This is a genomic window from Microbispora sp. H10885, assembly GCF_014161415.1.
GTDB lineage: Bacteria > Actinomycetota > Actinomycetes > Streptosporangiales > Streptosporangiaceae > Microbispora > Microbispora triticiradicis.
In genome coordinates this window covers 1-24787 of sequence record NZ_JABBWY010000014.1, presented here as the reverse complement: position 1 = coordinate 24787, position 24787 = coordinate 1, and the positions used below count along the sequence as shown (strand labels likewise).

Sequence of the window (24787 nt, the reverse complement as noted above, 5' to 3'; positions counted from 1 at the left end):
GGAAACGATCAATGCAAACCGCGGTCGAAGGGCTCAGCGGATGCGGTCGAGGCCGGTCAGGCCGGCCGAGAGCGCCCAGAGACGGGCCGCCTCGTCGTCGTCCGCCGGACCTTCCCCGGTGACGCGGCAGTCGGCGCAGTAGGCACCGCCGTGTCCGTCGAGCTCGCGGGCCGTGGCGGCCCAGACCGGTGTCGCCGCACCCTGCTCGGGCGTCCTGAACAGACCGGGCGCCGCGTTGCCCTCGGCGTCGATCCAGCCGGCGGCGACCATCTCGCCGTCCGTCAGGTGCCGCTGGAGCGGAGTGCGGATCCAGCCGGGGTTGACCGAGAACGCGTGGACTCCGTACGGCCCGCCCAGCCGATCCAGGTGACGGGCGAACAGGATGTTCGCGAGCTTCGACTGGGCGTAGGCGGCCCACTTGTCGTAGCCGCGGGTGAACTGCGGGTCGTCCCACCGGATGCGCCAGTCCGCGCCGTACCCGGAGGAGACCGAGACGACCCGGGCCGCACCGGCGGCCGTGAGGGCGGGCCACACCAGGTGCGTCAGCGCGTAGTGGCCGAGGTGGTTGACGGCGAACTGCGCCTCCCAGCCGGGCCCCACCCGGGTCTCGGGGCAGGCCATGATCCCGGCGGCGGCGATCAGGATGTCGAGGGTGGCCCTCCGGCGCAGGAACCGTTCGGCGAACGCCCGTACGGAATCCAGGTCGGCGAGGTCGAGCCGCTCGACCTCGGCCCTCTCGACGCCCGCCAGTGCCTGCCGCGCCGTCTCGGGCCGGCGGGCCGGGACGACGACGCGCGCCCCGGCCCCGGCGAGCGCGCGGGTGGCCGCGAGACCCACGCCGGAGTACCCGCCGGTGACGACCGCGGTCCTGCCGGTCAGGTCGATCCCGGCGAGAACCTCGCCCGCCGTACTGGCGGCGCCGAAGGCGCCCCGTCCCGTGTCCCGCCCGGGATCCCGCCCTGTGTCAGCTGTCGTGTCGCTGGTCATGACGCGGACGCTAGGTGTTAGACCGAGGTCTAGGTCAACCGGTTACGATCACCGCGTGACGGCTGAGGTCCTTCATATCGGCGAGGTGGCCAGGCGCACCGGCCTGAGCGTGCACACGCTGCGGCTGTACGAGCGTGAAGGGCTGCTCGCGGGCGAGGTGCTGCGCGACGAGGCCGGCCGGCGGGTCTACCGCGCCTGGGATGTCGAGTGGCTGGGCAACTGCGTGAAGTTCCGCGCCTCGGGCATGCCGCTGGCGGTGATCGGCCGGCTGGCCCGGCTCGTGCGCGAGGGCACCGGCAACGAAGCGGAACGACTCGAGGTGCTGCGCGAACACCGCCGCCACGTCGCCGAGCGGATCGCGCAGCTGCAGGACTGTCTCGACCTCGTCGACGGCAAAGTGGCCGCGTACGAACGGCACCTCGCCGCCGACGGCATCGGAGAGCCCTGGTAACAGCAGCCGAAGCCGGCTCAGACGTTGAAGCGGAACTCTGGCCGGTACTCCGCCGACCTGGGCGGTCGAGCTCGTTGCGCTGGTCGGGCGGCCTTCTGGCCTCGCGTCGACAGTCATTCGTTGCCGACGTTTCATGGTGTCTTATGCCCCGTACGTGCCCCAGTGGCAGGGAGCAAGCGATCCGCCGGATGCAGGCCGGTGAGCTGAGACATCCGGGTGCATACCTGCGGGTCCTCCGGCGGGTTGCGCAGGCGCCGGCGGGCGTGTCGCCGACCTGATGCTGTTCCTCGCCTCTGCTCGCTCCGCCAATACCACCAGCGCCGGGTTCACCCTCGACGGCGGCCAAATCAAGCCCTCTGACCGCTCCCGCCCGCACCCATGGGTGCGGTGCGCGACGACTCGTCCTTCGCCGTGGATGACGTCTGGGTGCTACTGGACGCGACCGTCTGGGTCGTCCCAGCGTTGGGCGTTGTCGTCGTTCAGGGTGCCTGGGGGCTGGGGAATGATGCAGAAGGGCAGCCCGGCGGGGTCCTCCATGACGCACCAATGGTCGTTCACCAGCCGCAGGCGTCGGGCGCCGAGGGCCTCCAGACGCGCCGTCTCCGCCTCCAGGTCGTCGGTGTGGATGTCGAGATGGACGCGCGCGGGGCCTGTCCCGATTCGCTGAATGAGCAGGGCGAAGACGTCACCGGGCAGGAAGGCGCCGTGGTATTCCGGGTAGCGCTGGAGCGGGGTCAGTGTCTGCCCGATCGCCTCCTGCCAGAACGTCAGTTCCTTATCGTGATCGCCCTCCGGCACATCGATCACGACCTTGTAGAGCCTGCTGTAGTGCGTCATGCCCCCATCCTGGCGTTGCCGGGCCCTGGTCAGGACTGCCTGTGCACCTTCCACGGTCCTGGGATGCCAGCGGTCACAGCCGGGCTTGCGGCGGAGGAGGCGGTCTGCTGGGCTTGCCTGGGGTCGATGGCGGGCGGGATGGCTCCCACACCAGCCACCCCACAACCCGCAAGTTGTTGGATGCCATCCCGGAGCCGGAGCGCCCCCCACCGGAGGCGCCACCCCGCGCCGCACTGGCGGCTGTTCCAGCTCAGCCCTCCGCCCGTGATCAGACCTGTACTGTCGCGCGGCGGCCCGCCTCGACTCGTCCGCGCCAGCCGTCCGGCGTGGTTTTAACCGGCCGCCGGGAGCGCCAGCGGGAGGCGGCGGCGTTGCCGTGACGGCGGCGCGTGCGGCCCGGCTTCGGGCCGCCTTGGTTTGAGGCTCGGAGATCTGCTGGCCTTGCGTGTGCAAGACGTCGACCTGGCGGCGCGGACCGTCCGTGTGGAGTGGCAGTTCGCTCCACAGTCCAAGGTGAGGAGTGAGCCCAAGACCCGCCGGTCCGAGTGCTGATTCAGACGTTGAAGCGGAACTCCACGACGTCGCCGTCGCGCATGACGTAGTCCTTGCCCTCGATGCGTGCCTTGCCCGCGGCCCTGGCCGCGGTCATCGAGCCCGCCTCGACCAGGTCGGCGAACGAGATGACCTCGGCCTTGATGAACCCGCGCTGGAAGTCGGTGTGGATGACCCCGGCGGCCTCGGGTGCGGTGGCGCCCTTGCGGATCGTCCAGGCCCGCGCCTCCTTGGGCCCGGCCGTCAGGTAGGTCTGCAGGCCCAGCGTCTCGAACCCGACCCGGGCGAGCTGGGCGAGACCCGACTCCTCCTGGCCGACGGACTGCAGCAGCTCCAGCGCCTCGTCGTCGGGCAGCTCCACCAGCTCCGACTCGATCTTGGCGTCGAGGAACACGGCCTCGGCCGGGGCCACCAGCGCCGAGAGCTTGGCGCGCAGGTCGTCGTCGGTCAGCTCGTCCGCGTCGAGGTTGAAGACGTACAGGAAAGGCTTGGCCGTGAGGAGGTGCAGCTCACGCAGGTCGGCGAGGTCGATACCGGCGCCCTTGCCCCCGGCGTACAGGGTCGTGCCGGTGTCGAGGAGCTTCGCCGCGGCCTCGGCCGCCTCCAGCAGGACCTTGCGGTCCTTGTTGGTGCGCGCCTCCTTCTGCAGGCGGGGCACCGCCTTCTCGATCGTCTGCAGGTCGGCGAGGATCAGCTCGGTGTTGATGGTCTCGATGTCGCGCTGCGGCGACACCTCGCCGTCCACGTGGGTCACGTCGGGGTCGGAGAAGACCCGGATCACCTGGCAGATCGCGTCGGTCTCGCGGATGTTGGCGAGGAACTGGTTGCCCCGGCCCTGTCCCTCGGACGCGCCCTTGACCAGGCCCGCGATGTCCACGAACTCCACCTTGGCGGGCAGGATGCGGGCGGAGTTGTAGATCTCCCCCAGCGTCTCCAGACGCGCGTCCGGGACGCCCACGATGCCCACGTTCGGCTCGATCGTGGCGAACGGGTAGTTGGCCGCCAGGGCGTTCCCGCTCTTGGTCAGCGCGTTGAAAAGCGTGGACTTACCGACGTTGGGCAGGCCGACGATGCCGATGCTCAGGCTCACGTACCACGAGTTTAGGGGCCTCGGCGGGTGCGCCGGACATCGGCGGCCCCGGCCCTCTCCTGGGCGCGCCTCCCCGTTTGGCATGCCAATGCCTGAAATCATCCAGACCGTGGATGTCGTGGCTCTCGTACTGGGACTCGCCGTCGGCCTGGTGACCGGTCTGGCGCTCGCCGGGATGCGAACCGCGGGCCGTACGGCCGAGGCCGCCGCCAGGGTGGCGGAGGCCGAGGCGAGGACGCGGGCGGCGGAGGACAAGGTCGCCTACGTCGAGAACCAGCTCACCGAGCGCTTCCAGGCCATCTCCGCGCACGCTCTCGACGTCGCCAACCTGCGCTTCCTCGAACTGGCCGAGAACCGGCTCAACACGACCAGAGCGGAGGCGGCCGGCGACCTCGACCAGCGCCGCCAGGCGGTCGAGAACCTCGTCGCGCCGCTCCGGGAGACGCTCGCCAAGGTGGAGAGCCAGCTCAGGGAGAGCGAGTCGGGCGCCCGTGCCGCCCGGGCCGAGCTGAGCAAACAGATGGAGTTCGTACGGGAGAGCTCCGAACGGCTGAAGGCTCAGACGGACGCGCTGGTGCGGGCGCTCCAGCGGCCGGAGGCCCGGGGGCGCTGGGGAGAGCTGCAGCTCCGGCGCGTGGCGGAGATCGCCGGGATGGCGCGGTTCTGCGACTTCGACGAGCAGGTGAGCGCCGTCACCCGTGACGGGCTGGTCCGTCCCGACATGGTCGTACGGCTCAGCGGCGGCAAGAACGTCGTCGTGGACGCGAAGGTGTCACTCGCGGCCTACCTGGAGGCGGCCGAGACCGCCGATCCCTCCTTCGCCTCGACCCGGCTCGACGCGCACGCGCGGCACCTGCGCGAGCACGTGGACCGGTTGGCGGCCAAGTCGTACTGGCAGGCCTTCAGCCCCTCGCCCGAGTTCGTGGTCCTGTTCATCCCCGGCGAGGCGTTCCTCGCGCCGGCGCTGGAGCGCGATCCCGCGTTACTGGAGTACGCGATGCGGCGGCGCGTGCACATCGCCACCCCGACGACGCTCGTGACGATGCTGCGCACCGCGCAGTACGCCTGGCAGCAGGCGGCGGTCAACGAGAACGCCAAGGCGGTGTTCGACCTGGGCAAGGAGCTGTACGACCGGCTCGGCGGCCTCGGGCGGCACGTGGACTCCCTGGGCAGGGCGCTCACCCGGGCGGTCACCGCGTACAACCAGACGGTCGGCAGCCTGGAGAGCCGCGTCCTGGTCAGCGCGCGGAGGATGAACGACCTCGGTCTCGTGGACTACTCGCTCGACGCCCCGGCGGCGGTGGAGGAGGTTCCCCGGCCGGTCGCCATCCCCGAACTCGAAGGTGAAGAGCGGGTAAGCTCCCCTCCCCCGCATCGTCAGAACGGTAAATTGGCGCGAGACTTGTCGTGAGGGGGGCCCGATGACAGGCACCGGTCGAGCCGGGCTGCGGCTGACCGCTCGGGGGGCGATCGTCATGCTCTTCGTGATCACCGTGGTGGGTCTCCTGCCGAAGCTGCCCGGGCCCGCGTTCGTGGCCGGCTGCCTCGCGGCCGTCCTGCTCGTGCGGCCCCGCGACCTGCTGCCGCTGGTGGTGACGCCCCCGCTGGTCTTCTTCCTCGCGGCCCTGCTGGTGGAGCTGCTGCGGTCGCTCGGGTCCGGTTCGATGCTCCCGACGTTCGGGCTCGGCATGTTCACCACGCTGTCGTCGGCCGCCCCGTGGCTGTTCGCCGGCTCGGCGCTGGCGCTGGGCGTCGCCTGGGTGCGCGGCCTGCCCGCCAACCTCAGGGAACTGCGTACGGGCGCCGTGCCCGAACCCGCCGGCGTGAAGGTCGGCGGCGCGGGGCTCGGCGGCGCGAAGGCCGGCGCGGCCCGCGCCGCCACGCCCGGCCGCGCCCGCAGGGGCCGCGGCCAGGCCTTCGACCCCGAGCCAGAGGGCTACTTCGAACCCCGCGTGTACGGCAAGGCGGCCGACGAGTAGGCCGTTCGCACGGCCGGTCGTCCGTGTGGGACCTCAGGCAGGCGCGTCTACCCGGCGCGCAGGTCGCGGCGCAGTTCGTGGGGCAGGGCGAAACGCATGCTCTCCTGCACCGACTCGACCTCCTCGACGTCGGCGAAGCCGAGGCCGGCGAGCTTGGCGAGCACGCCCTGCACCAGCTCCTCCGGCACCGACGCGCCGCTGGTGAGTCCGACCGTGCGGACGCCCTCCAGCCACTCCTCCCGTACGAAGGAGGCGTCGTCGACGAGGTAGGAGGCGGCGGCGCCGTAGTCCTTGGCGACCTCGACCAGCCGCTTGGAGTTGGACGAGTTGGCCGAGCCGACGACGATGACCAGGTCGGACTCCGCGGCGATCTGCTTCACGGCCGTCTGGCGGTTGGAGGTGGCGTAGCAGATGTCGTCGCTCGGCGGGTCGATGAGGTTCGGGAAACGCGTACGCAGCCGGGCGACGGTCTCGGTGGTCTCGTCCACCGACAGGGTCGTCTGGGAGAGCCAGACCACCCTCTCCGGGTCACGGACGGACACCTCGCCGACGCCGTCGAGGCCGTCGACGAGCTGGATGTGCTCGGGGGCCTCACCGGCGGTGCCCTCGACCTCCTCGTGCCCCTCGTGCCCGATGAGCAGGATGTCGTAGTCCTTGGCCGCGAACCTCTTGGCCTCGTTGTGCACCTTCGTGACCAGCGGGCACGTGGCGTCGATGGTCTTCAGCCGACGGCCGGCGGCCTCCTCGTGGACGGCGGGGGCGACGCCGTGGGCGGAGAACACGACGATCGCGCCCTCGGGGACCTCCTCGGTCTCCTCCACGAAGACGGCGCCGCGCTCCTCCAGCGTCTTCACGACGTGGGTGTTGTGCACGATCTGCTTGCGTACGTAGACGGGCGCGCCGTACTGCTCCAGCGCCCGCTCCACCGCCTGCACCGCGCGGTCGACTCCCGCGCAGTAGCCGCGGGGCTTGGCGACCAGGACACGGCGGTTCGCTGAGGTCTGTACGTCCATGTTCCTATGCTATGTGGAACGCGAGCCGCCTCTTGACCCTGGTCTTGCGAGACTGGGTGTATCTATACACATCTCCCCGGGAGCCGAAATGTCCTTCCTTAGGGCTATAACAAAACCTCTACGCGACGCAATGGAGAGCCGGGAGCGGCTGCGGGATCTGCCCGTCCTCATGCTCCAGACCGCTCTGAACGGCGTCGGTCAGGCGCTGCTCATCGGCGACAAGGTCAGGTCGCGGATCGTGCGCCTCGTCGTCGGCGAGGAGGAGCGTTCCGAGAAGACCGAGGCCCCGGACACCGCCACCCGCGACGAGGAGACCTCGGCGGAACCGGCCGCGCGCAGGGAGCCCGTCATCTTCGCGCCCCGCCCGAGCAAGGCGGAGCGGGACGGCGAGAAGACGGCCGCGAGCGCCCCGGCTCCCGCTGCCACTCCCACTCCGACTGCCGCTCCTGCGCCCGCTCCGGCCGAGACGGAAGCGGTGCCGGCCCCCGAGGCGAAGGTCCAGGAGTCCCTCGGCACACCCCAGCCCGAGACGGCACCCGAGACGGCACCCGAGGCCGTGACACCGGAGACCCCGGCCGCCGAGACCACCGCCACCGAGACCGCGCAGGTCACAGAGGCCACGGAGGCTCCGCAGCCCGCGGAGGCCACGGAGGCCGCGCCCGCCCCTCAGCCCACCGCCGACACCGCTGCCGACACCGCTGCCGAGGCCGCACCGGTGGCTCCTGCGAAGAAGCCGCGCACCCGCCGCAAGCCCGCCGCCGCCGAGACCGGCACCGAGGCTCCCGCCGCCGAGACCGCCGCGGAGACGGCGACGGCGGAGGCGCCGGGCGGAGAGACGGCCGAGGCCGCCGCGCCCAAGCCCGCCAGAACCCGCAGGAAGACCACCACGAAGACCCCGCAGAGCGCCACCGAAGAGGCAGTCGCGACCCCGGGGGCCGAGCCCGCCACCCAGCCGACCGCCGACACCGCAGCCGACACCGCTGCTGTGGCCGCCGCCGAGGCCGCGCCGGTGGCTCCTGCGAAGAAGCCACGCACCCGCCGCAAGCCCGCCGCGGCGGCCACCACCGAGACCCCCGCCACCGAGGGCCCCGCCACCGAGGCCGCGGCGGAGACTCCGACGGCTGAGGCGCCGGGCGGAGAAACGGCTGAGGCCGCCGCGCCCAAGCCCGCCAGAACCCGCAGGAAGACCGCCGCGAAGACCCCGAAGAGCGCCACCGAAGAGGCAGCCGCGACCCCGGAGGCCACGCCCGCCACCCAGCCCGCCGCCCAGCCCGCCGCCGCCGAAACCGGCACCGAACCCGCCGCCGCGGAGACCGCCGTGAGCGAGCAGGCCGTGAGCGAGGGCGGGGGTGAGCAGGCCGAGCCGATGCCGGGTTACGCCAACCTCACCATCGCGTCGCTGCGGTCGAGGCTGCGCGGCAAGTCGGCCGAGCAGGTGCACGCGCTCCTCGACTACGAGAAGGCGCACACGAACCGTCCCGAGGTGGTCCGCATGTTCCAGAACCGGCTGTCGAAGCTCCAGTCCGAGTCCTGACACCGGCCGCGTCCGGAACACCGGCGGCGCCTGAGTGCCGATCGTGTCCTGAGCACCGGCGAGGTCCGGCCCCGGCCGGGCCGCCGGGACGCGGGATCGTCGGGACGCGGGATTGTCGGGCGCTGCGGCTAGCCTGCAGGTGCTGCACGGCGAGCGTACGGTGAGCGATGACCGTGGGCGAAGACCGTAAGCGACGACCGTGGGCGATGGCCACCGGGCCCGGGCGAGGAGGACTGGTTGAGCGCGAAGACGTCTCCGGAGGCGCCCCTGCCGATCAGGTCGGTGCTGCAGATGGTCGCCCAGTGGATCGGCAAGCTGGGCACCGTCTGGGTCGAAGGGCAGATCACCGAGCTGACGGCACGTGGCGGCACCGTCTTCCTGACCCTGCGCGACCCGGTGGCGAACGTCTCGGCGCGGGTCACCTGCGCCCGGGGCGTCTACGAGGCCAGCGTGCCGCGCCCAGTGGACGGCGCACGTGTGGTGGTGCACGTCAAGCCGGACTTCTGGGTCAACAGAGGATCGTTCGCCTTCACCGCCCTGGAGATCCGCCCGGTGGGGATCGGCGAGCTGCTGGCCCGGCTGGAACGGCTGCGGCAGGTGCTGGCGGGCGAGGGCCTGTTCAACGTGGACCGGAAGAGACGGCTGCCGTTCCTGCCGGGGACGGTCGGGCTCGTCTGCGGGCGCGACTCCGCCGCCGAGCGTGACGTGCTGGAGAACGCCCGCCGCCGCTGGCCCGCCGTCCGGTTCCGGGTGGAGCAGGTCGCCGTGCAGGGGCCGTACGCGGTGGGCGAGGTGACCGAGGCGCTGCGCAGGCTGGACGCCGACCCCGAGGTCGACGTGATCGTCATCGCCAGGGGCGGCGGCTCCCTGGAGGACCTGCTGCCCTTCTCGGACGAGTCGCTGGTGCGGGCCGTGGCGGCCTGCCGTACGCCCGTGGTGAGCGCGATCGGCCACGAGCAGGACAGCCCGTTGCTGGATCTCGTGGCCGACGTGCGCGCCTCGACCCCGACGGACGCGGCCAAGAAGGTCGTGCCCGACGTGGGCGAGCAGCTCACCCTGGTCCACCAGCTGAGGGACCGGGGCCGCCGGGTGCTGCGCGGCTGGGTCGAGCGGGAGCTGTCGTGGCTGGAGTCCGTACGCTCGCGGCCGTCGCTCGCCGATCCGGTTCGGGAGCTCGACCGGCGGGCCGAGCAGGTCGACGCGCTGCGCGAACGGTCCCGGCGGTGTCTTTCCGCGTCCCTGGACCGCTCGGCCGACTCGCTCGAACACCTCAGGGCCCGGCTCGTGACGCTCTCCCCCGCCGCGACCCTGGAACGCGGCTACGCCATCGCGCAGCGCCCGTCGGGTGAGGTCGTCCGCCTGGCGGCCGACGTCAAGCCGGGAGACGAGCTCACCGTCCGCTTCTCCGACGACCGCGTCACGGTGACCGCCGACCCCGACGCCCCGCCCGCCTGACGGCCCGCCCCTGACCGTCCTTCCGGTGTCAGAGGGCGAGCCGGACGCCGTACGCGTCGAGCCAGGCGTTCACCTGGAGCAGCCCTTCGAGGGCCGTACGGGAGCCCTGGAGGCTGACGGCGCCCACCGGCTGGTCGAGGATGCTCCGCACCTTGCCGGTGTCGAGCAGGCAGCCGATGGCCGGCTCTCCGCTCAGCAGGTCGGCCACGGCGGCGCGCAGCGCGTGCTCGTACGCCGGGTCCTGGGTGGAGGGGTAGGGCACCTTGCGCCGTTCGACCACCGAGCGGGGCAGCACGTCGGCCGTCGCAGCGCGCAGCAGGCTCTTCTCGTGGCCGTCGAAGGTCTTCATGGCCCAGGGGGCGTTGAAGACGTACTCGACCAGGCGGTGGTCGCAGAACGGCACGCGGACCTCCAGCCCCACGGCCATGCTCATGCGGTCCTTGCGGTCCAGCAGGATCTGCACGAAGCGGGTCAGGTGCAGGTAGCTGATCTCCCGCATCCGCCTCTGCAGCCCGGTCTCCCCCGGCACCCGCGGCACCTCGGCCAGCGCCCGCTGGTAGCTGTCGGCCCGGTAGGCCGGGACGTCGAGCTTGCTCAGCAGTTCCTCGTTCAGGAACTCGCCCCTGGTGGTCAGGCCGGTCTGGTTCTGTGTGGCGAGCCACGGGAAGGTGTGCGCGCCGACCGCCGCGGGGTCGTGGAACCACCGGTATCCGCCGAACACCTCGTCGGCGGACTCCCCTGACAGCGCGACCGTCGAGCGCTCCCTGATCGCCTTGAAGAGCAGATAGAGCGAGGTGTCCATGTCGCCGATGCCGAGCGGGACGTCCCTCGCGCGCAGCACGGCCGCGCGCACGGCCGGGTCCATGAGGTCGGCCGAGTCCAGCACGATGTCCGTGTGGTCGGCGCCCACGTGCCGCACCACGTCGTGCACGTACGGCGTGTCGGGGGTGTCGCGCATGTCGTCGGGCTGGAAGTTCTCGGTGTAGCCGCTGAAGTCGACCGAGAACGACCGCACCGTGCCCCGGCCGCGCAGCGCGCGGGCCGCGAGGGCGGTGACCGCGCTGGAGTCGAGGCCGCCGGACAGCAGCGTGCACAGCGGCACGTCGGAGATGAGCTGCCGCGCGACGATGTCGTCGAGCAGTTCGCGGATGGTCCGGATGGTCGTCGGCAGGTCGTCGGTGTGCTCGCGGGCCTCCAGCTCCCAGTAACGGCGCTTGCTCAGCCCCTCGCGGCGCACCTTGACCACCTGGCCGGGCCGCACCTCGTGCATGCCGCGGAAGACCGCGCTCTCCGGGGTCTTCACGAAGGCGAGGATCTCCCGCAGTCCGTCGGCGTCGACGACCCGCTCGGCGAGCGGGTTGGCCAGGATCGCCTTCGGCTCCGAGCCGAACAGCACCCCGTCGGGCGTCGGGTAGTAGTACAGCGGCTTGATGCCCATGCGGTCGCGCACGAGCAGCAGTTCCTCGCGCCGGGTGTCCCAGATCGCGAAGGCGTACATGCCGTTGAGCCGGGAGACGAAGTCGTCGCCCCATTCGAGGTACGCCCGCAGGACGACCTCGGTGTCGCTCCTGGTCCGGAAGGTGTGGCCGAGCCGTAGGAGCTCGTCGCGCAGCTCCCGGAAGTTGTAGACCTCGCCGCTGTAGGTGAGGGCGGCCAGTACCTCGCCGCCGGCTTCGGCGGTCATCGGCTGGCGGCCGCCCTCGATGTCGATGATGGCGAGCCGCCGGTGGCCGAACGCGACGTGCGGGGCGAGCCAGGCCCCCTCGGCGTCCGGCCCCCGGCACGCCATCGTGTCCGTCATCGCCTGGACGGTCTGCCGCTCCTCCCGGAGATCGCGTCCGTAGTCCACCCAGCCACTGATTCCGCACATGGAGATGACCCCCCGGTTCATCACTCCCGCAGATGGTTAGTACACCTAAGCAACGGTCCAATCAGGACTTTTATGCCCAAATCGGGCATCGCTATGAGGCCGCGAAGTGTCGGTCCCGGCCTCTAAGGTGGAGGGCGTGAGCGAGGACAGGCAGACTCCCCCGCAGGACGGACCGGCTTCCGCGCAGGACGGGCAGACCCCGTCGTACGAGCAGGCCCGCGAGCAGCTGACCGACGTGGTGCGGCGGCTGGAGAACGGCGGGCTCACGCTGGAGCAGTCGATCGAGCTGTGGGAGCGCGGCGAGAGGCTGGCCGCCGTCTGCGAGGAGTGGCTCCAGGGCGCGCGCGCCAAGCTGGCCGCCGCGATGGCCCAGCGGCAGGAGCCCCAGCCGAACGGACCGGAGGACGCCCCCTTCTGACACCGGGCGGGGGCTGCGGCCACCGGCCGTCCCGACTGACGCACGCGGTGACGGCGTCATCTGACGCCGGGCGGGGGCGGTGACCAGCGGCCGTCCCGACTGGCGGACGTGGTGACGGCGTCAGCGGTCGCGGCACCGGGCGTGCCAGAGGGCGGCGAGCCGCCGGCCGGGACGCCTCCGGCCGAGGTCCGCGGTCAGCCGGACGCGGGCGTCGGCGAGGGCTGCGGGGTGAGCGTGCGGACGAGGGCGCTCAGTTCCTCCCACCCGGCCGTCCCCGTGACGACCACCGCGTGATCGGGGAGAACGCGGACCAGCGACCGCTGGTTCTTGTCCGGCCGCACCCGCTCCTCCCAGGTCACACCGTCGATCTGGCGGCTCCCGCCGGGCTTGTCGGTGTTGGTCATGCGGTTGACGAACCCCGCGACCGGACGTTCGTCGCTCTGGGCGACCATGGCGTGCTCCCGCTCACCGGTGGCGAATCCCAGCCGCCACGTCACGACGCCGCCGTCCTGGGTCAGCCGGGAGCTGTTGGGCACCCAGTTCGCCGGGACCTGCCTCGGCGCCACGACCTCGTACGGCGCCGCTCGGACCGCGTTGGCCTGGTCGATGCCGTACTGCACCCGCGGGATGTGCTCGGTGCGGCTCTGCGGCGTGACGAGCAGGAACAACCCGACGCCGGCGAGGCAGACGAGGAGCGCGAACGCGTAACCGAAGAAGCCCTGGGTGAATCGTCCCACGTCACGCCAGATTAGCCACCGGGGTGGCCGCCGGCCGTACCGGCGGTCAGGGTTGCCGGATATTGCCAATGATGCGAAGAGCGTCCTCGGCCATCCTCCGGGCCTCCGCGGGATCGTCGGACAACGTCACCTCCTGCACGACCGCCGCGAGGGCGCCGGTGACGACCAGGACCAGCGCGTCCTCGTGCTCGAACAGGGCGGCGGTGCGCCGGGCCCACTGCCGGAGCCGTTCCCGCATGACGACCTCGAACCCGGGCGGCGCGTCGCCCCGCAGGAAGAGTGCGGCGAGGTCGCGCTCGGCGAGGCAGCCCTCCAGGTACGCGCGGGCGGCGGCGAGGAACTGGGTCATCGGGCCGGTCTCCCCCGCCGCCCTCGCCTCCTGCACGGCCTGCCGGGTGCGCTGGGCCTGGCGCTTCTGGAACTCCTCGAACAGCGTGAGATAGAGGTCGGCCTTGCCGGAGAAGTGGTGGTAGAGGCTGCCGACGCTGGCACCGGCCCGGGCGACGACATCGGTCACGCCGGCCTCCGCGAAGCCGCTGGTGACGAAGGTCTCCTTGGCGGCGTCCAGGAGCGCGACCCTCGTGGCCGCCCCGCGGTCCGACGTCCGCGTCGCGAGTGGCCGCTCGGCCGGCCGAACGGGGGGTTGCCCAATGTCGCCGCTCATGCGGCGACGATATCCCCGACCCGTCCTCTCCCGTGGCGCGCGCCCGCGAATCCCGTGACACGCGCCCGCGAACGCCTCCGACCTGGCCCGACAGGTTCAGACCAATCGGACAGAAGCCCCCTTCGCACATTACGATCGCCCATAGCGGAGCTTGCGACGTGAGGGGATCAATGGCTGATCACGTACCGGCGGCACTGGCTGCGGGAGAACGCGCACCCGACCGCAACCTGGCTCTTGAGCTGGTCAGGGTGACGGAGGCGGCGGCGATGGCCGCGGCCCGCTGGGTGGGGCGCGGGGACAAGAACGGCGCGGACGGCGCCGCCGTCAACGCCATGCGCCAGCTGATCAACACGGTCTCGATGAAGGGCTCCGTGGTGATCGGCGAGGGCGAGAAGGACAACGCCCCGATGCTGTACAACGGCGAGCGGGTCGGCGACGGGACCGGGCCCGAGTGCGACGTGGCCGTGGACCCGATCGACGGCACCCGGCTGTGCGCGCTCGGCATGAACAACGCGATCTCCGTGATCGCGTTGAGCGAGCGCGGCTCGATGTACGACCCCTCCGCGGTGTTCTACATGGAGAAGCTCGTCACCGGCCCGCAGGCGGCGGGGCAGGTGAACATCGACGCTCCGGTGGCCGACAACATCCGGGCCGTGGCGCGGGCCAAGGGCGCCAAGCCGTCCGACGTGACCGTGGTGATCCTGGACCGGCCCCGGCACGAGCGCATCGTCAAGGAGATCCGCGAGACCGGGGCCCGGATCCGCTTCATCACCGACGGCGACGTGGCCGGCGCGATCATGGCCGCCCGCACCGGCACGGGCGTCGACCTCATGCTCGGCATCGGCGGCACGCCGGAGGGCATCGTCGCCGCATGCGCGCTCAAGTGCATGGGCGGGGTGATCCAGGGCAAGCTGTGGCCGCGCGACGACGTCGAGCGCCTCCGGGCTCTCGACGCTGGGCTCGACCCGGACCAGGTGCTCACCACCGACGACCTCGTCCGCTCCGACGACGTGTTCTTCGCCGCCACGGGCATCACCGACGGCGAGCTGATGCACGGCGTGCGGTTCCAGGGCGGCGCGGCGGTGACGCACTCCCTCGTGATGCGGGGCCGCTCGGGGACGATCCGCAAGATCGAGAGCGAGCACCAGCTCTGGAAGCTCGGCGCCTACAGCGCGATCAACTTCGACACGGCCGTCTAGCGGGCCCGGCGGGGCTCACCGGCCGAACAGGCGGCGGCGGGGGCGCTTCGGCGAACGGGCGACGACCTTGCCGCCGAAGACGAACCCGGCCAGCTCGATCACGGGCGCGTCCGGGGCGTGATCGGTCGCGCCCGCCGGGAGCCGCACCTCGTTGCGGAAGGAACGCACGCGGGCGGTGGGCGCGGTCACGATCCGCACGCCCTCGGGGACGAGCAGCGTGACCGTGCCGGCCATGACGGCGAGCTGGACCACCACGTGCCGCGACTGGAGGAGCGCCTCGCACAGGTCCATCGAGACGGTGCCGCCCAGCGACGTCACCGGGATCTGCGAGGGCACCACCCACCGGCCGCCGCGCGTCTCCGTACGGAAGAAGGCGGTGACGGGACGGTTGTCCATGCGGAACGGCTGGCTCTCCGGCGGCAGCAGGTCGACGGTCAGCTCGGCCAGCTCGCCGAGGGTGCGGGCGGCCCAGACACGCTCCACCCGTTCCTCGTGCTCCAGCGGGGTCAGGCGCCCGTCGATGACGGCGTCCGTCAGCACCGTGACGACCCGCTCCCGGTCGGCGTCCGACGCGCGCATCAGCCCGGGATCGGGCGTCGCGGGGCTGCCCGGGGTGCCGGGAGCGCGCGACGCGAGGAAGGTGGAGATCCACTTCGCGGCTGAGGACTCGCTGCTCACATCTTCGAGGGTATGCGGTCCGCGGCACGCCTCACAGTCTCCGCGGCCACGCGGCTCGGCCGCGCCGTGGACCGGACCATTGACCGGGCGCGGCGCTGCTCCTACGCTGGCGAAAACCTGAACTCTCCTCATGTTCCTGGAGGCCTGGGATGTCCGTGGAGCACGGTGCGCAGCACGCCAGGGAACACAGTGCCCACGCCTCGTGACCGGCGGGCCCGGCTCGCCGCCTTCGCGGTGTTCGCCGTCCAGGGCCTCACCTTCGCCACCCTGCTCACCCAGGTGGCCACGCTGCAGCGCAAGCACGGTCTCACCGACGGCGAGCTGTCCATCCTGCTCCTGGTCGTGCCGGTGATCGCGGGCGCCGGGAGCGTGCTCGCGGGCACCGCCGCCTCCCGGTACGGCAGCCGCCTGGTGCTGCGCCTGGCGCAGCCGCTCGCCTGCGCGGCCGTGGTGCTCGCCGGGCTCGCGCCGAACGTCCCCATGCTCGTCGTGGCGAACGTCCTGTTCGGCCTGGGGCTCGGCGGGGTGGACGCGGGCATGAACATGCAGGGTGTGGCGGTCGAGCGGGAGTACGGCCGGGCCGTGCTCACGGGCTTCCACGCGCTGTGGAGCGCGGCGGCGGTCGCCGGCGCGTTGTGGGCGTCGGCGGCGGCCGGGATCGGCCTCGGGCTGCCCGCCACCTTCACGATCGCCCTCGTCCCGGCCGTCGCCGTCGCGCTGGTCGCCTCGACCTGGCTCTATCTCCCGGGTGAGGAGCACCGACACCGGACCGGAACCCCGGCGGAGACGCCGGGGCAGGCGACGGTCAAGGCGGGGGTGGCGTGGCGTCCCATCATCCCTCTCTGCCTCGCGATGGCGTTCCTCTACGTCGGCGACTCGTCGATCTCCAACTTCGGCTCCGTCTTCATGGACAGGGTCGTGCACGCCGCCACGCCCGTGATCCCGCTGGCTCTCGGGGCGTACCAGCTCACGACGTTCCTCGTCCGCGTCGGAGGCGATCTCGCGGTGCGCAGGTTCGGCCCCGCGGCGATCGTGCGCGCGGGCGGCGCAGTGGCCACGCTGGGCTTCGTCGCGATCGTGGCGGCTCCGTCGGCGCCCGCGGCCATCGCGGGATTCGCCCTCACCGGGATCGGCCTGTCGGTGGTGGCCCCGCAGTCGTTCAGCGCGGCCGGCCGCCTCGACCCGGCGGGCACGGGCGTGGCCATCGCCCGGGTCAACATGTTCAACTACGTGGGGTTCATCGTCGGCGCCGCCCTGGTGGGCGGCATCGCCGACGCCTCCGGCTACCAGGTCGCCTTCGCCGCGCCGCTCGTGCTGGCCGCCGCGATCATCCTGCTCGCCCGGGGCTTCCAGCCGCGTACGGCCGGGAGCGCCGCCACCACCGCCCCTATCGCGTCCTGACCTCCTCGGCCATCGCGCGTACGGCCTCCCTGACGCGGTGGACGGGCAGGCGGGCGAACCCGATCACGAGCCCCACCGGCCGCCCTTCCGCGGTCCCGAGGGCCGGGGTCGCGACCTCGGCCGACAGGCCGGCCGCCCGGGCCGCCGCAGCCAGGGCGGACGCGTCTGTCCCGGCGTCCGGCACCGCGTCCGGCACCCCGTCCGGCACCGCGTAGAGGTGCAGCCCGGCCGAGATGCCGCGTACGGCGAGCCGGGGCAGGTGCTCGGCGAGCGCGCCGACGAGCGCGTCCCTGCGCCGCCGGTACTCCCGGCGCATCCGGCGCAGGTGCCGGTCGTACGCACCGCTCGCGATCAGGTGGGCGAGCGCGTACTGCTCGATGACCGGGGAACCGAGGTCGAACTCCTCACGCGCGAGCCGTACGGCGCGGGCGAGGCCCGGCGGCGCGGCGATCCAGCCGAGCCGCAACCCCGGCGCGAGGGCCTTGCTCACGCTGCCCGCGAGCACGACCCGGCCGGGCGCGAGGCCCTGCAGGCACCCGACGGGATCGCGGTCGAAGCGGAACTCGGCGTCGTAGTCGTCCTCCAGCACCAGGGCGCCGGTGCGGGCGGCCCAGCCGGCCAGGGCGGCGCGGCGGCGCGGGGACAGCACGACACCGGTGGGGTACTGGTGCGCGGGGGTCACCAGCACGGCGTCGGCCCCGGCGGGGAGGTCCTCGACGACGATCCCCTCCCCGTCGACGGGCACCGGGACGAGCCGCGCCCCGGTCCGGCGGAGCAGCGGAAGCTGCCGCGCGCTCGTCGGGTCCTCGACGGCCAGGACGACGCCGCGGCCCCGCTCGCGCGCCAGGGCGTGCAGGACGAGGCTGAGCCCCTGGGCCATCCCGGTGAGGATCACGACGTCCTCCGGCGTCACGTCGGCCGCCCGCACCCGGCCCAGGTACGCGGCGAGCTCGCGGCGCAGGGCGGGCACGCCGCCGGGATCGCTGTAGTCGAGCGCGTCGTTCGGCAGCGTGGCGAGGACGTGGCGGACGGCCGCGAGCCAGGCCTGCCGGGGGAAGGCGCCGAGGTCCGGCGACGTGGGCCGGTGCCCGTAGTGGAGGCGGCCCTCCCCCTCCCGCCCGGCCGGCTCCTCGGCCGCGTGCCGCCCGGCCCCCGCCGCGACGCGGGTCCCGGCGCCGGTGCGGCTTTCGAGCACCCCCTCGGCCACGAGCTGCTCGTACGCCTCCACGACGACGCCGCGCGACAGGCCGAGGTCGCGGGCGAGGTCACGGGTGGCCGGCAGGCGGGCGCCCGAACCGAGCCGCCCGGAACGCACCGCGTCCCGCACCTCACGGGCGATCTGCGCGGCGAGCCCGCCCGCGCTCCGGTCGACCACCAGGTGAAGATCGCCCATTGGACCACCATAACGCCGTCCGATTGGACCGGTGGCGGAGACCAACTGCTTCCTAGGATCGGCAGACGTGAACACCTACACGACTGGGGCCGCGGGGGCGATGTTCCTCGTGGGGACGCTGGCCGCGGTCTCCGGCGCGATCGAGGACTATCCGATCTATGGCGGCCAGGCGATCCGCTACGCCCTCGCCGCCATGGTGCTGCTCGCCGCCGCCCGAGCACGCGGCCTCGGACCCGTACGGCTCCGGCCGCGTCAGTGGGGGCTGCTCGCCGCGTTGTCGCTGACCGGGCTGGTGCTGTTCAACGTGTGCGTCGTCGAGGCGGCCCGGGCGTCCGGCCCCGCGCTGCCCGGTATCGTCCTCGGCACCGTGCCGCTGGCGCTGGCCCTCGTGGGCCCGATGGCCACCGGCGGGCGGCCGTCGCCGCGCGTGGTCGCGGCGGGTCTGGTGGTGGTCGCCGGCGCCTCCGTGGCGACAGGCGCGGGCAGCGGGAACCTGCCCGGCCTGCTGTGGTCACTCGGGGCGCTCGCCTGCGAGCTGTGCTTCTCGCTGCTGGCCCTGCCGCTGCTGCCGCTGATCGGGCCCGTCCGGCTGTCTGCCTGGTCGGCCCTGCTCGCGGTGCCGCTCCTGCTGGCCGCCGGGCTGGCCCTGGACGGCCGGAACGTGCTGCGGACACCCACCCCCGCCGAGGCGGCGGCCCTCGCCTACCTCGCCCTCGTCGTCACGTGCGTGGCGTTCTTCCTGTGGTACCGCTCGCTGCCCCGCCTGGGGCCCGGCCGGGCCGGGCTGTTCGCCGGGATGGTCCCCATCGGGGCGATCACCACGGCCGCCCTCCTCGGGACCGCCGTCCCCACCCCGGCCGACCTCGCCGGAACGGCCCTCGTGGTCAGCGGGATCGCTCTCGGGCTCCGTTCACCCCGGCCCCGGCGCCCGGCGCCGGAGGCCGCGAACCGTCCCGCGAGCCGTCGCGGGAACGGTCATGCGCCGCGCCGGACGGAAGCAACCAGGTCATCTCGCCCTGTTTGACCTGCCGCAACACGAGCGTGAGCAGCGACAGCGCCAGGGCCACGAGGATGCCGATCGCGAATATGATCATTACGATGACCTCGCCGTTCATGGCCCCTCCTCTCGTCCCGTCTCAATTATCCCGCTTTATGTGCATATCGTCTGGTTGAATTCATTCAAAACCTACTCATGCCCCGGGCATGATGACCATTGTTCATTCGCCGTACGCTGTGCAGGGACATGGACGGCCCGCGCGCGGCGGGCGCGCCCGACGAGGCAGACCACGAGGACCGAGGACGATGCCGGAGTTCGACTACACCGACCTGCTCCCGCTGGGACCCGACGAGACGGAGTACCGCCTGATCACCCGCGAGGGGGTGCGGGTCACCGAGGCGGCCGGGCGCAGGTTCCTGGAGGTCGAGCCGGAGGCCCTGCGGCTGCTCACCGAGACCGCGATCCACGACATCTCGCACTACCTGCGCGCGTCCCACCTGGCCCAGCTCCGCAAGATCGTCGACGACCCGGAGTCCAGCGGCAACGACCGCTTCGTCGCCCTCGACCTGCTGAAGAACGCGAGCATCTCGGCCGGCGGCGTGCTGCCGATGTGCCAGGACACCGGCACCGCGATCGTCATGGGCAAGCGCGGCCGCCACGTGCTGACCGACGGCCGCGACGCCGAGCACCTCAGCCGCGGCGTGTACGACGCGTACACCCGGCTCAACCTGCGTTACTCGCAGATGGCCCCGCTGACGATGTGGGACGAGAAGAACACCGGCTCCAACCTGCCGGCGCAGATCGAGCTCTACGCCGAGGACCCGAACGGCCACCCGGACGAGTACAAGTTCCTGTTCATGGCCAAGGGCGGCGGCTCGGCCAACAAGTCGTTCCTCTACCAGGAGACGAAGGCGGTGCTCAACGAGAAGCGGATGCTCGCCTTCCTGGAGGAGAAGATCCGCTCGCTCGGCACCGCCGCCTGCCCGCCGTACCATCTGGCGATCGTCGTGGGCGGCACCAGCGCCGAGTACGCGCTGAAGACGGCGAAGTACGCCTCGGCCCGCTATCTGGACTCCATCCCCACGGAGGGCTCGGTGAGCGGCCACGGCTTCCGCGACCTGGAGATGGAGAAGAAGGTCTTCGAGCTGACCCAGAAGCTGGGCATCGGCGCGCAGTTCGGCGGCAAGTACTTCTGCCACGACGTGCGGGTGATCCGGCTGCCCCGGCACGGCGCGTCCTGCCCGGTCGCGATCGCGGTGAGCTGCAGCGCGGACCGGCAGGCACTGGCGAAGATCACGCCGGAGGGCGTGTTCCTCGAACAGCTGGAGACCGACCCCGCCCGGTTCCTCCCGGACACCACCGACGAGCACCTCGGCGGCGACGTCGTGAGCATCGACCTGAACCGCCCGATGCCGGAGATCCTCGCCGAACTGAGCAGATATCCGGTGAAGACGCGGCTGTCCCTCACCGGGCCGCTCGTGGTCGCCCGCGACATCGCGCACGCGAAGATCGCCGAGCGGCTCGACGCCGGCGAGGACATGCCGCAGTACATGAAGGACCACGCCGTCTACTACGCCGGCCCGGCCAAGACGCCCGAGGGCTACGCGTCCGGCTCCTTCGGCCCCACGACGGCGGGCCGGATGGACTCGTACGTCGAGCGCTTCCAGGCGGCGGGCGGCTCGATGGTGATGCTGGCCAAGGGCAACCGGTCGAAGCAGGTCACCGAGGCGTGCCAGAAGTACGGCGGTTTCTACCTCGGCTCCATCGGCGGCCCGGCGGCCCGGCTGGCCCAGGACTGCATCAAGAAGGTCGAAGTCCTGGAATATCCGGAGCTGGGGATGGAGGCGGTCTGGAAGATCGAGGTCGTCGACTTCCCCGCCTTCATCGTCGTCGACGACAAGGGCGACGACTTCTTCACCGACACCACCGGGCCCGTCCTTACCATCGGCCGCCGCTGACTCTGCGGGGACGTTGTCAGGATCTTTGACAGAAGATCTCAACAATTTCCCGGCATGGTCTCTACAGGTCGCATGGCACAAATCGGTAAGCTGCCACCCATGCGTGCGCCCTCCGGATACCTGCTAGCCGCGCGCTATCGGCTTATCGAGCCGGTCGGGCGCGGCGGGATGGGCACTGTGTGGCGGGCGCGTGACGAACTGCTCGACCGCGAGGTGGCGGTCAAGGAGGTGCGGCTTCCGCTGGTCCTCGACGAGGAACTGCGGGCGGAGCTGTGCGCGCGCACCGAACGCGAGGGCCGGGCGACCGCCATGGTCGCCCACCCCTCGGTCATCACGGTCTTCGACGTCATCACCGAGGACGACCGGCCGTGGATCGTGATGGAACTGCTCCGGGCGCGGTCGCTGGAGGAGCTCATCCGCCAGGAGGGCCCGCTGCCGCCGCGCCGGGTCGCCGACATCGGGCGGCAGGTCCTCGGCGCCCTGCGGGCCGTGCACGCCAAGGGCATCCTGCACCGCGACGTGAAGCCCAGCAACGTGCTGGTCACCGACGACGACCGGGCGGTGCTGACCGACTTCGGGCTGGCCGCCCTGGAGGGCGACGCCTCCATCACCCAGGCGGGGATCGTGCTCGGCTCCGCCGGATACATCTCCCCCGAACGCGTCCTCGGCGACCGGGCGAGCCCGGCCGCCGACCTGTGGTCGCTCGGCGCGACCCTCTACACCGCCGTCGAGGGGCGCGGCCTGCACGGCCGCCGTACGGCGGCGGCGGCGCTCGCGGCGCTGACCAGCGGGGCGCCCATCCCGATGGAGAAGGCGGGGCCGCTCGCCCCGGTCCTGCGGGGACTGCTGCAGATCGACCCGGCGGCCAGGATCGACGGCGTGCGCGCGGCGCACGTCCTGTCCAGGGTCGCGGCCGGAGGCGTGGTCGACGATCCGCTCGCCTCTCCCTTCCGCGGCGGACGTCCTTCACCGCCGCCCACCGCGCCCGCTCCCCCCAGCAGCCGCAAGCCGCCGCACCGCAACCCGCCCCGGGGTCAGCACCGTGGCCAGCACCGGGCCGAGTCGCGACCGGCCCCCAAGGTGGCCCCGCGCGACCGCGACTCCGGGCCGCACCGGCAGTCGGGGCCGTACGGCCAGCCGTACCAGGCGGGCGGGTCGTACGATCCGTCCGGCTCCTACGGGGTGTACGGGCCGAGCGGGCCGCTCGGGCCGTCCTTCCCGTCCGGCGGCCAGTACGGGCAGACCGATCCCTACGGACAGACCGGGCCGTACGGACAGACCGGGCCCTATGGGCACAGCGGGCCCTATGGGCACAGCGGCCAGTTCCGGCACAGTGGGCCGCACACCCTGTACGGGCAGTCCGGGCGGCACCTCGCCTATCCGCGCGACCTGGGAGGCGACGTCGCCGCCGTGCCGTCCCAGCGGCGGCGGCCGAGCGAGGGGCTGCACCGCAAGCCGCCGGAGCCCGCTTTCCAGCAGGTCGTACGCATCCCCATGATGCGGCACGTGGCGAAGATGATCAAGATTCTGCTACCGCGCCGGTACTGGCCGAGGATTTTTATCAAGTAACAGGAAAGCGCGTTTCAAGGCTTAATCGCTATCTTTCTTCTCATGCCGGAACAGCATGGGCGGATGCTCGCTGATCGCTACGAGCTGCGCGTCCGCATCGGTCGGGGAACCATGGGCACAGTCTGGCGAGCGTACGACCGTTCGCTGGACCGGGAGATCGCGGTAAAGGAGATCCGCCAGGACCCGGCACTCAGCCCCCGGCAACGCCAGGAGCTGCGCGAACGCATGCTGCGTGAGGGCCGTATGGCGGCCCGCGTCAGTCATCCCTCCGTCGCCACGATCCACGACGTCATCCTCGCCGACGGCATCCCGTGGATCGTCATGGAGCTGGTCGAGGGCCGGTCGCTGGAGCAGGTGATCGACGAGGAGGGGCCGCTGCCGCCACGCCTGGTGGCGGAGATCGGCTGTGACCTCCTGAGCGCGCTGCGCGCCGCGCACGCGCAGCGCATCCTGCACCGGGACGTCAAACCGGCGAACGTCCTGCTGACCGAGACGGGCAGGGTCGTCCTGACCGACTTCGGCATCGCCAAGGCCCTGGGCGACACCGCCCTCACACAGACGGGCATGGTCATCGGCTCCCCGGGTTACACCGCCCCGGAGCGGGCCCGGGGCGATCACACCGGCCCGGAGTCGGACCTGTGGTCGCTCGGCGCGACGCTGTACTTCGCCGTCGAGGGACGACCGGCGTACGAACGCGCCACGGTGGGCGAGACGCTCGCGGCGCTGATGACCGAGAGCGCCGACCCGCCCGCCCAGGCCGGGCCGCTGCGCCCGGTGCTGGAGGGACTGCTGGAGAAGGACCACAGGGCGCGCCTCACGCCCGAACGCGCGGCGGCGATGCTGCGGATGATCGCCGACACGCCGACGGGCGCCTCACCCGCGCCCGCTCCGGCTCCCCCCGCGCGTCCGGCCGGGACGGCGGACGTACAAGCGGACGGCAGCACGGACAACAGCGCGGACAACAGGACGGACGGCGGGGCGAACGGCAGGGCGGATCAGCAGGCCCGGCCCGAAGAGATCGAGATGATCGCGCCGTCCCCCGCCGCCGGCTCTCCCGAAGCCGTCCCGTCAGCCGCGGCCCCCGGAGGCGTGGCTCCGCACGGCGCGGGTCCGCACAGCGCGACTCCGGGCGGCATGGCTCCGGGCGGCATGGCTCCGCACGGCGCGACTCCGGGCGGCGTGCTGGGCGACGAGGAGGACGTGAACCGCACCATGGTCGTGCCCCGCCCGACGGGCGTGCCCAGGGTCCCTCCTGCCCCGCCACGACCCGATCCCGGTCCCGATCCCGTGGGCAGGCACGACACCACCGTTCCCGGCAGGCTGCCGGGGACGCCGGGCTGGGGGCCGGCGGCGGCCCCGCCCTTCTCCTCTGCCCCCGATCACGCCGCCGCGAGCAACGCCGCCATGGGCGGCGCGGCGCGGTACGGCGCGGGGCAGCACGGCGCGGGGGGCCTTCCCCTGCCCGCCACGCAGCCTCCTGCGCCTCCCGGTCCACACTCCGGTCCACAACAGTCCGGCCCACAACACTCCGGCCCGCCTTTCGGCCCGTATCCCTCGGCGCCTCCCGGCGGCCCCGGGAGTCCCGGGGGGCCGCTGGAGGGTGCCGGGGGTCATGGCGCACCGATGGACGGCGTACCCGGGTCGAGCAGCCTGGGCACGGACCTGTTCGCGATGCGCGGCCCCTCCGGCCCGGACGCCGGTACGCGGGTGCGGGTGCTGGTGACGATGGGAGTCGTGCTCGCCGGGCTCGTGGTGCTGATCCTGCTGGCGGTCGTGCTCATCGCGAAATGAGACGTCTCCGGGAAAAAGACGTCTTCGTGAAAAAAGACGGCGGCCGCGGTGGGGACACCGCGGCCGCCGCCTGGGGGTGAGACGTCACTCGGAGGAGAAGGCGGCGTCGAAGGCCGCGTCGGGTGGGGTGATGGCGTTGAGTGCGCGGATGTAGGCGAGGGACTCGGGTGCGCCGTGCAGCCGGTCCATGCCCGCGTCCTCCCACTCGATGGAG

At 72.3% G+C, this 24787-nt stretch carries 21 protein-coding genes and 1 pseudogene; 12 read left to right on the top strand and 10 right to left on the bottom strand.

Annotated features, from left to right (window positions below; all coding sequences use genetic code 11):
- Window positions 1-33: 33 nt before the first annotated feature.
- The gene (locus HHX37_RS31215) at window positions 34-987 is read right to left on the bottom strand and encodes an oxidoreductase (protein WP_182887735.1); all 954 of its coding nucleotides are present in this window, start codon (window positions 985-987) and stop codon (window positions 34-36) included.
- A 55-nt stretch (window positions 988-1042) separates the two neighbouring features.
- Here HHX37_RS31215 and HHX37_RS31210 point away from each other — a divergent pair, with 55 nt between their 5' ends.
- Window positions 1043-1438: a MerR family transcriptional regulator gene (locus HHX37_RS31210; protein ID WP_310740617.1), complete on the top strand. Its 396-nt coding sequence runs from the start codon at window positions 1043-1045 to the stop codon at window positions 1436-1438.
- A 429-nt stretch (window positions 1439-1867) separates the two neighbouring features.
- Here the strand turns inward: HHX37_RS31210 and HHX37_RS31205 are convergent, their stop codons facing one another.
- Together HHX37_RS31205 and ychF are read right to left on the bottom strand one after the other, a co-directional pair.
- A complete protein-coding gene (locus HHX37_RS31205) occupies window positions 1868-2275 on the bottom strand; it encodes a VOC family protein (RefSeq protein WP_182887733.1) in 408 nt (135 codons plus the stop codon).
- Between the two features lie 553 nt (window positions 2276-2828).
- Window positions 2829-3917, bottom strand: a complete 1089-nt coding sequence (gene ychF, locus HHX37_RS31200; RefSeq protein ID WP_182883483.1) for a redox-regulated ATPase YchF — start codon at window positions 3915-3917, stop codon at window positions 2829-2831.
- An 88-nt stretch (window positions 3918-4005) separates the two neighbouring features.
- Here ychF and HHX37_RS31195 point away from each other — a divergent pair, with 88 nt between their 5' ends.
- Window positions 4006-5328 carry a DNA recombination protein RmuC gene (locus HHX37_RS31195; RefSeq protein ID WP_220503313.1) on the top strand — a complete coding sequence of 441 codons (1323 nt, stop codon included), beginning with the start codon at window positions 4006-4008 and terminating at the stop codon, window positions 5326-5328.
- Window positions 5329-5338: 10 nt separating this feature from the next.
- Entirely contained in the window at window positions 5339-5896 is a 558-nt protein-coding gene (locus HHX37_RS31190) for a DUF6542 domain-containing protein (RefSeq protein ID WP_182887731.1), read from the top strand.
- Between the two features lie 47 nt (window positions 5897-5943).
- Here HHX37_RS31190 and HHX37_RS31185 read toward each other — a convergent pair whose 3' ends face one another.
- A complete protein-coding gene (locus HHX37_RS31185) occupies window positions 5944-6909 on the bottom strand; it encodes a 4-hydroxy-3-methylbut-2-enyl diphosphate reductase (protein WP_182875924.1) in 966 nt (321 codons plus the stop codon).
- 130 nt (window positions 6910-7039) lie between these two features.
- Between HHX37_RS31185 and HHX37_RS31180 the strand changes: the two genes are divergently transcribed.
- Together HHX37_RS31180 and xseA are read left to right on the top strand one after the other, a co-directional pair.
- A complete protein-coding gene (locus HHX37_RS31180; RefSeq protein WP_182887730.1) occupies window positions 7040-8443 on the top strand; it encodes a hypothetical protein in 1404 nt (467 codons plus the stop codon).
- A gap of 237 nt (window positions 8444-8680) precedes the next feature.
- Window positions 8681-9898 carry an exodeoxyribonuclease VII large subunit gene (gene xseA, locus HHX37_RS31175; RefSeq protein ID WP_182875926.1) on the top strand — a complete coding sequence of 406 codons (1218 nt, stop codon included), beginning with the start codon at window positions 8681-8683 and terminating at the stop codon, window positions 9896-9898.
- A gap of 28 nt (window positions 9899-9926) precedes the next feature.
- On the opposite strand, the gene asnB is transcribed toward xseA, so the two are convergent.
- Entirely contained in the window at window positions 9927-11768 is a 1842-nt protein-coding gene (gene asnB / locus HHX37_RS31170; RefSeq protein WP_182887729.1) for an asparagine synthase (glutamine-hydrolyzing), read from the bottom strand.
- 136 nt (window positions 11769-11904) lie between these two features.
- Between asnB and HHX37_RS31165 the strand changes: the two genes are divergently transcribed.
- Complete coding sequence (locus HHX37_RS31165) at window positions 11905-12186, top strand: exodeoxyribonuclease VII small subunit (protein ID WP_117408373.1); 282 nt, start codon at window positions 11905-11907, stop codon at window positions 12184-12186.
- A 194-nt stretch (window positions 12187-12380) separates the two neighbouring features.
- Here HHX37_RS31165 and HHX37_RS31160 read toward each other — a convergent pair whose 3' ends face one another.
- Both HHX37_RS31160 and HHX37_RS31155 read right to left on the bottom strand, forming a co-directional pair.
- Complete coding sequence (locus HHX37_RS31160; RefSeq protein ID WP_182875928.1) at window positions 12381-12923, bottom strand: DUF4245 domain-containing protein; 543 nt, start codon at window positions 12921-12923, stop codon at window positions 12381-12383.
- A 46-nt stretch (window positions 12924-12969) separates the two neighbouring features.
- Window positions 12970-13587, bottom strand: a complete 618-nt coding sequence (locus HHX37_RS31155) for a TetR/AcrR family transcriptional regulator (protein ID WP_182887728.1) — start codon at window positions 13585-13587, stop codon at window positions 12970-12972.
- A 170-nt stretch (window positions 13588-13757) separates the two neighbouring features.
- Between HHX37_RS31155 and glpX the strand changes: the two genes are divergently transcribed.
- On the top strand, window positions 13758-14786 hold the full coding sequence (gene glpX / locus HHX37_RS31150; RefSeq protein ID WP_182883491.1) for a class II fructose-bisphosphatase: 1029 nt from the start codon (window positions 13758-13760) through the stop codon (window positions 14784-14786).
- 15 nt (window positions 14787-14801) lie between these two features.
- Here the strand turns inward: glpX and HHX37_RS31145 are convergent, their stop codons facing one another.
- Window positions 14802-15464, bottom strand: a complete 663-nt coding sequence (locus tag HHX37_RS31145) for a DUF1707 SHOCT-like domain-containing protein (RefSeq protein WP_244302378.1) — start codon at window positions 15462-15464, stop codon at window positions 14802-14804.
- 189 nt (window positions 15465-15653) lie between these two features.
- Between HHX37_RS31145 and HHX37_RS31140 the strand changes: the two genes are divergently transcribed.
- Window positions 15654-16865 carry an MFS transporter gene (locus HHX37_RS31140; protein WP_182887726.1) on the top strand — a complete coding sequence of 404 codons (1212 nt, stop codon included), beginning with the start codon at window positions 15654-15656 and terminating at the stop codon, window positions 16863-16865.
- On the opposite strand, the gene HHX37_RS31135 is transcribed toward HHX37_RS31140, so the two are convergent.
- Complete coding sequence (locus HHX37_RS31135; RefSeq protein ID WP_182887725.1) at window positions 16852-18258, bottom strand: PLP-dependent aminotransferase family protein; 1407 nt, start codon at window positions 18256-18258, stop codon at window positions 16852-16854. The two genes, HHX37_RS31140 and HHX37_RS31135, sit on opposite strands and share 14 nt — an antisense overlap.
- A gap of 67 nt (window positions 18259-18325) precedes the next feature.
- On the opposite strand from HHX37_RS31135, the gene HHX37_RS31130 reads away from it, so the two are divergent.
- The 4 genes from HHX37_RS31130 (at window position 18326) to HHX37_RS38005 (ending at window position 24573) form a co-directional block, all read left to right on the top strand.
- Window positions 18326-19282, top strand: coding sequence for a DMT family transporter (locus HHX37_RS31130; RefSeq protein ID WP_310740615.1), 957 nt, complete (start codon window positions 18326-18328; stop codon window positions 19280-19282).
- 278 nt (window positions 19283-19560) lie between these two features.
- A complete protein-coding gene (locus HHX37_RS31125; protein WP_182887724.1) occupies window positions 19561-21213 on the top strand; it encodes a fumarate hydratase in 1653 nt (550 codons plus the stop codon).
- A gap of 99 nt (window positions 21214-21312) precedes the next feature.
- A complete protein-coding gene (locus HHX37_RS31120; protein ID WP_182887723.1) occupies window positions 21313-22782 on the top strand; it encodes a serine/threonine-protein kinase in 1470 nt (489 codons plus the stop codon).
- A 42-nt stretch (window positions 22783-22824) separates the two neighbouring features.
- Window positions 22825-24573 carry a serine/threonine-protein kinase gene (locus HHX37_RS38005; protein WP_182887722.1) on the top strand — a complete coding sequence of 583 codons (1749 nt, stop codon included), beginning with the start codon at window positions 22825-22827 and terminating at the stop codon, window positions 24571-24573.
- Window positions 24574-24657: 84 nt separating this feature from the next.
- Here the strand turns inward: HHX37_RS38005 and HHX37_RS37320 are convergent.
- Window positions 24658-24787: pseudogene (locus HHX37_RS37320) on the bottom strand (sugar phosphate isomerase/epimerase); the annotation flags it as partial.

Coding starts and splice junctions, on each gene's coding strand:
- HHX37_RS31215 (WP_182887735.1), bottom strand. CDS start 987: ATGACCAGCGACACGACAGCTGACACAGGGCGGGATCCCGGGCGGGAC.
- HHX37_RS31205 (WP_182887733.1), bottom strand. CDS start 2,275: ATGACGCACTACAGCAGGCTCTACAAGGTCGTGATCGATGTGCCGGAG.
- HHX37_RS31195 (WP_220503313.1), top strand. CDS start 4,006: ATGCCTGAAATCATCCAGACCGTGGATGTCGTGGCTCTCGTACTGGGA.
- HHX37_RS31190 (WP_182887731.1), top strand. CDS start 5,339: ATGACAGGCACCGGTCGAGCCGGGCTGCGGCTGACCGCTCGGGGGGCG.
- HHX37_RS31185 (WP_182875924.1), bottom strand. CDS start 6,909: ATGGACGTACAGACCTCAGCGAACCGCCGTGTCCTGGTCGCCAAGCCC.
- HHX37_RS31180 (WP_182887730.1), top strand. CDS start 7,040: ATGGAGAGCCGGGAGCGGCTGCGGGATCTGCCCGTCCTCATGCTCCAG.
- asnB (WP_182887729.1), bottom strand. CDS start 11,768: ATGTGCGGAATCAGTGGCTGGGTGGACTACGGACGCGATCTCCGGGAG.
- HHX37_RS31155 (WP_182887728.1), bottom strand. CDS start 13,587: ATGAGCGGCGACATTGGGCAACCCCCCGTTCGGCCGGCCGAGCGGCCA.
- glpX (WP_182883491.1), top strand. CDS start 13,758: ATGGCTGATCACGTACCGGCGGCACTGGCTGCGGGAGAACGCGCACCC.
- HHX37_RS31135 (WP_182887725.1), bottom strand. CDS start 18,258: ATGGGCGATCTTCACCTGGTGGTCGACCGGAGCGCGGGCGGGCTCGCC.
- HHX37_RS31125 (WP_182887724.1), top strand. CDS start 19,561: ATGCCGGAGTTCGACTACACCGACCTGCTCCCGCTGGGACCCGACGAG.
- HHX37_RS31120 (WP_182887723.1), top strand. CDS start 21,313: ATGCGTGCGCCCTCCGGATACCTGCTAGCCGCGCGCTATCGGCTTATC.
- HHX37_RS38005 (WP_182887722.1), top strand. CDS start 22,825: ATGCCGGAACAGCATGGGCGGATGCTCGCTGATCGCTACGAGCTGCGC.